Origin of the sequence: Aeromonas sp. QDB23, from assembly GCF_027707745.1 — a bacterium.
Taxonomy (GTDB): domain Bacteria; phylum Pseudomonadota; class Gammaproteobacteria; order Enterobacterales; family Aeromonadaceae; genus Aeromonas; species Aeromonas allosaccharophila.
Window position 1 is genome coordinate 1 of sequence record NZ_JAPCJA010000052.1, and the last position, 6,133, is coordinate 6,133.

The 6,133-nt window shown below is 46.0% G+C and carries 4 protein-coding genes; 1 reads left to right on the forward strand and 3 read right to left on the reverse strand.

Annotated features, from left to right (window positions below; translation table 11 throughout):
* Positions 1 to 140: ATP-binding protein (locus PG888_RS18390; protein WP_270694417.1), on the forward strand; the 140-nt coding region annotated here is incomplete at its 5' end.
* Between the two features lie 37 nt (positions 141 to 177).
* Here the strand turns inward: PG888_RS18390 and PG888_RS18395 are convergent.
* From PG888_RS18395 to PG888_RS18405, 3 genes are all read right to left on the reverse strand, one after another.
* Positions 178 to 891 carry a hypothetical protein gene (locus tag PG888_RS18395; RefSeq protein WP_270694416.1) on the reverse strand — a complete coding sequence of 238 codons (714 nt, stop codon included), beginning with the start codon at positions 889 to 891 and terminating at the stop codon, positions 178 to 180.
* 22 nt (positions 892 to 913) lie between these two features.
* Entirely contained in the window at positions 914 to 2,179 is a 1,266-nt protein-coding gene (locus PG888_RS18400) for a relaxase/mobilization nuclease domain-containing protein (RefSeq protein WP_175429518.1), read from the reverse strand.
* Positions 2,180 to 2,268: 89 nt separating this feature from the next.
* The gene (locus PG888_RS18405; protein WP_197930945.1) at positions 2,269 to 2,697 is read right to left on the reverse strand and encodes a hypothetical protein; all 429 of its coding nucleotides are present in this window, start codon (positions 2,695 to 2,697) and stop codon (positions 2,269 to 2,271) included.
* Positions 2,698 to 6,133 lie beyond the last annotated feature (3,436 nt).

Genomic DNA, 6,133 nt, shown 5'->3' on the forward strand with positions numbered 1-6,133 from the left:
GCACCTTTGCCGATGATCAGACACTGACGGCAGCTATGCTCGATAGACTGTTACATCATGCACACATCGTTCAGATCCGCGGTGAAAGCTATCGTTTGAAAGAGAAACGCAAAGCGGGGGCCACACCCAAAACCAATTAACCCCATGTCCGGGTGGATCACTTTTCAATCGGCGAAATTAGCCAGAGTGGATCAGTTTTCGGTCGGCGTTGACACGTAACAAATTTTTATATTTACCTTTAGCTTTATCTCGAGAGGCTTTTTCTAACTTACTTTGTTTAACATTCATACCTTCAGTGCAAAAGTAAAAAAGAACTCTCTCAGCACAATATAGGTCACATTTCTCTTTTTCTGAGAAAGGTACTTTTTCATTGCTTCTTTTCAGGGCATATAATAGCAGATCAAGTATCTCAGATAGACATCCTTTCTTACGAAAACGCTCCACTTTCTCATACTCTATTTCATACTCATCCTTCTCTACGCTACATTCCTCAACCATAGGAATAGCATCAATAATCACACCAATAAACTCACCGACTTTCCGACCCGGTATAAAACCATAGCAATCACTATACTGCTCATCGTCGCCTTTACTACGCTTAATCACAGGAGAACCACCAAGGAACCCACGCCTCATATTTTCCATATAGGCATACTGGACCAGTCGTTGCTGCTCCTGGACCCAAAGCTTTGCATTTTTTGCGTCAGCCTCGGTTAACTCTTTTATAAGAGAAAAGTCAGAATCTACATCAACTGTACCTAGGTGAACATTTACAGCCCTATACCTACGAACAAATTTACCTGAACTGAGCAGCTCCAGCTCTTCCAGTACACTCACGGTTTTGCTAAATGATACGGTTCTAAGATTTGCATTCAACCTCATATTAGCCATGCCACACCTCTCATTATTATTGTTATTTTATGTTTTTTTCTTTGGTTTGTTCGTGTGATATGGGGTCCCCATACCAATCAGTAATCCATTCATTGTTCTTCAAAATTTCATTCTTAAGTTTTTCTCTGTCTAAGAAAAACATGTTTGGCTTATCAATAGTATCTTTCCCTGAGTTAATATCTGGGACATATCCATCAGGAATCAATGCGTTTGATCCTACATGAACGCTCTCCAGCCCTTTCCTAAAAATTGTAGCCAAAACGTCATTCAACAGTGCTCGTGCATTTGATATAAAACTATCTGACGGTTCCTCGATTGATAGCAAAACAAAATCCAGTCTTAGAAGTCGGAAAAAGAATGACGATGTACCATATGTTTTTTTATCCACAAATGACTGCACTGATCTTTTCATCTTGGCATATTGTTTTTTAGTACAACGAATCAATGCAGTAAACGGTATCACTCTAAGAACGCTTAATTCATTTAATTCATTCGAAACACCCAAGTTCAGACTGTAATCATCTCGTCTAGGTGAATATTCAATACCTTGCTCGATCAGCTTAAACCAAGTAGCCCGTGACTTTTTAACTTTCGTCCCTGATATCCATCGCTGACCATCTATACTGTAACAGATCCCCTGTGGCTCACGATTATCAACTCTCCACGGCTTGACCATTACATTATGCTCACGCAACCTAGTGACAAATTCAGTCATGTTGTTCGGCTGGTTTTTAAAAACCACGTCCATTGCATCCCTAATTATACAGGCGGGATCATGCATAGCATGAAAGCTCCCTCTACCACGGCCATTTTTAATATTGACTATGCTATACTCATGACCGAAATTTGCTTCAGGACTTTTACAGTTCGCCAATCCCAATTCAATTTCTATTTTTCGAGCAGCGTCAACTCCCCGAGCGTAGTCATTACTATCATCAACTAAGGTTCTGTCAAGTTTTACTCTACATGCCACAACATGTACATGTAGAGAGCTTGTATCGCGGTGTATAACAGATGTCCATCGAGTATCGCTACCATATCCCAATTCACTCATTAGCAGCCTAGCTGCAACTAGACATTGATATGGCGTTAATGATTCATCGGGGCTCAATGATAGTGAATAATGTGCACATAGTTGGTTTCCTGTGCCTGCATACAATGATGCCTGCATATTCAACTCCATGAGTAGTGGCCCGATGTCATAATCAGAGACCTCGCCTCTTTCATTCAATGTAATATTTGGTCTATTAATTACACCACCACCGAGATGATAAACCTGTGATGGCATGGATTTTCGTTTCCTACCAATATGTATAGCTCGGTAAATATAAGACAGTCTGTACTGGAAGTTTTGGCCGAACCTGTGTTTTTCAAAATTCATTTCAACTTCACTCCAATCAGAGCTTTTTCAATTCCTACAAACAGAGAATTTATAGATGAGAAAGCCTGCATCACTGGAGAGTTATCACTACTGTCAGTAATAAGTTTATAAACGTCACTACCAACTTCAGCTTCAGCTTCAGCTTGTCTAATCAACAACATGATTTGATTTAAATTCGATGATATATTGTATACCCCCTCGAGCAATCTCACACGATCATCATATGAAAAATCTGGTGAGATAATACTGTCTGGTTCCCTGAGAGCCAAAAACCGAATCAGGCTAGACTTTTTGGGAATGCCATAGGTTTTACTATGCTTAGTTAAAACACGTTGCTCAGCTGCATTAAATGAGATTCGGAGTATTAAGCTGCGTTTTTCGTCAGCTGATTTTTGGGGTCTACCTGAGCGTGGTTTTATGTTCATTGCGTGCACCTTTATAATAATTATTAGTAGTGTTATGCGTTTTATTTTTCAAACCAACCTATTTAATAGACATTAAAACATAGCTGGTTTAGCGTTTTTTTCAAAAAATATACAATAAATTTATACGAAGTCACATTAAGAAATGAGCTAAATTATTCGGTGATATTTAATGCTTACTCTAATTATAGTATTGCAAACACTAAATATAATATCAACAATTTTTTGAGCTAAATTATTAATTTAACGACCAATGTTATCAATGGTATTGGCGAAAGTTAATATTTAAAATATGAAATCAACTAGGGAGGGTGCTTATTCGCACCCTCCCTAGCTGTAGTTTGGTGCCAATATTTATCATTAAAATTATTGATCTTTATATAGCCACTGTAGTGGTCTAATCATCCCGGACACCATTTTGGGTGGTACAGTTGCCACCATAACCTGAGGTGTTCAATGACAAGATTACGTCGCTCATTTACTGCCCAATTCAAACTCTACGCAGTCGCAATATAGGTTTCGTGAAATGGAAACCTGGCTGCTGACGACTGGCCGAGCTTCTCCTTAATGGTCTCTGGCAGTCACATTATCGGTATCGTGAAATGGGATCCTGCCCATCCAGTGATGGCGATTGTCAGCTGACAACGGACCAATCTTCGCCTGAGTACCTGAGGCCGGAACAGCTATAGGTATCGTGAAATGGAACTCCGACCCAAGCCGATAGCGATTGTCGGCTGACAACGAGCTGATCTGCACCTGAGTACCCGCTGGCCGGAACTGCTACAGGTATCGTGAAATGGAAATCGGACCCCAGCAAGCTCGATTGTCGGCTGACAACGGGCTGATCTGCACCAGAATACCCACTGGCCCGAAGTGCTACAGGTATCGTGAAATGAAAATTTGACCCCAGCGAGCTCGATTGTCGGCTGACAACACGCTGTTTTGTGCTGCTCGACATCGGGGCTTATCAGCTATAGGTATCGTGAAATGGAATTTGGCTCATTGCAGGCAGCGATTGTCGGCTGACAACACGCTGATCTGTGCATGAGTACCCGCTGGCCGGAACTGCTACAGGTATCGTGAAATGGAAATCTGACCCCAGCAAGCTCGATTGTCGGCTGACAACGGGCCGATCTGCACCTGAGTGCCCGCTGGCCGGAACTGCTATAGGTATTGTGAAATGGAAATCTGACCCTGACAGGCAGCGATTGTCGGCTGACAACGAGGTGATCTGCGCCAAAACTCAAATAGGCCGGAACTGCTACAGGTATTGTGAAATGGAAATCTGACCCTGACAGGCAGCGATTATCGGCTGACAACAGGCTGATCTGCGCCAAAGCCACAGCAGGCAGGAACAGCTACAGGTATCGTGAAATGGAAATCTGACCCTGACAGGCAGCGATTGTCGGCTGACAACAGGGGTTATCTACGTCAGACCCCAGCAGGCCAAAACGGCTACAGGTATCGTGAAATGGAATGCTGGCCCTGACTGGCAGCGATTGTCGGCTGACAACGGGCTGAACTGCACCAGAGAACCCGTTGGCCGGAACGGCTACAGGTATCGTGAAATGGAATTATGACTCTGGCTAAATTCGATTGTCGGCTGACAACGAGGCGATCTGCACCAGAGCATCCGCTGGCCCGAACTACTACAGGTATCGTGAAATGGAAATTCCGCCCCAACAAGCTCGATTGTCGGCTGACAACGGGGTATCTGCACCAGAGCATCCGCTGGCCCGAACTGCTACAGGTATCGTGAAATGGAATTCTGCCCCTGGCAAACAGTGATTGTCGGCTGACAACGGGCTGAACTGCACCAGAGCATCCGCTGGCCGGAACTGCTACAGGTAGCGTGAAATGGAATTTTGACCCTGACTGGCAGCGATTGTCGGCTGACAACGGGCTGAACTGCACCAGAGAACCCGTTGGCCGGAACGGCTACAGGTATCGTGAAATGGAATTATGACTCTGGCTAAATTCGATTGTCGGCTGACAACGAGGCGATCTGCACCAGAGCATCCGCTGGCCCGAACTGCTACAGGTATCGTGAAATGGAAATCCCGCCCTAACAAGCTCGATTGTCGGCTGACAACGGGGGTGTTCTGCACCAGAGAACCCGTTGGTCGGAACGGCTACAGGTATCGTGAAATGGAAATCCCGCCCTAACAAGCTCGATTGTCGGCTGACAACTGGCGGATCTGCGCATGAGTGCCAGCAGACAGGAATAGCTACAAGTATCGTGAAATGGAAACCTGACTTCATCGAGCTCGATTGTCGGCTGACAACGGGCTGAACTGCACCAGAGCATCCGCTGGCCCGAACTACTACAGGTATCGTGAAATGGAATTATGACCCTGGCTAAATTCGATTGTCGGCTGACAACGGGGTGAGCTGCACCAGAGCATCCGCTGGCCCGAACTGCTACAGGTATCGTGAAATGGAATGCTGGCCCTGACTGGCAGCGATTGTCGGCTGACAACGGGGGTTATCTGCGTCAGACCCCAGCAGGCCCGAACTGCTACAGGTATCGTGAAATGGAATTCTGCCCCTGGCAAACAGTGATTGTCGGCTGACAACGCGGTGATCTGCACCAGAACATCCGCTGGCCCGAACTACTACAGGTATCGTGAAATGGAAATCCCGCCCTAACAAGCTCGATTGTCGGCTGACAACAGGGGTGATCTGCGCCAGACCCCAGCAGGCCCGAACTGCTACAGGTATCGTGAAATGGAATTCTGCCCCTGGCAAACAGTGATTGTCGGCTGACAACGGGGGTGATCTGCACCAGAGAACCCGTTGGTCGGAACTGCTACAGGTATCGTGAAATGGAAATCCTGCCCCCAACAAGCTCGATTGTCGGCTGACAACACGCTGTTTTGTGCTGCTCGACATCGGGGCTTATCAGCTATAGGTATCGTGAAATGGAATTTGGCTCATTGCAGGCAGCGATTGTCGGCTGACAACACGCTGATCTGTGCATGAGTACCCGCTGGCCGGAACTGCTACAGGTATCGTGAAATGGAATTCTGCCACTGGCAAACATCGATTGTCAGCTGACAACGAGGTGATCTGCACCAGAGCGCCAGTAGGCTGGAACTGCTACAGGTAGCGTGAAATGGAAATCTAACCCTGGCAAACATCGATTGTCAGCTGACAACGAGGTGATCTGCGCCGGAGTGCCAGCAGGCCGCAACTGCTACAGGTAGCGTGAAATGGAATCCCGCCCCTAACGAGCTCGATTGTCGGCTGACAACGAGGTGATCTGCACCAGAGCGCCAGTAGGCTGGAACTACTACAGGTATCGTGAAATGGAATTCTGCCACTGGCCAACATCGATTGTCAGCTGACAACGAGGTGATCTGCACCAGAGCGCCAGTAGGCTGGAACTGCTACAGGTAGCGTGAAATGGAAATCTAACCCTGGCAAACATCGATTGTCG

What these genes read in the sequence shown, in the direction of transcription:
- PG888_RS18400 (WP_175429518.1), bottom strand. Translation starts at nt 2,179, where the DNA reads ATGCCATCACAGGTTTATCATCTCGGTGGTGGTGTAATTAATAGACCA.
- PG888_RS18405 (WP_197930945.1), bottom strand. Translation starts at nt 2,697, where the DNA reads ATGAACATAAAACCACGCTCAGGTAGACCCCAAAAATCAGCTGACGAA.
- PG888_RS18395 (WP_270694416.1), bottom strand. Translation starts at nt 891, where the DNA reads ATGGCTAATATGAGGTTGAATGCAAATCTTAGAACCGTATCATTTAGC.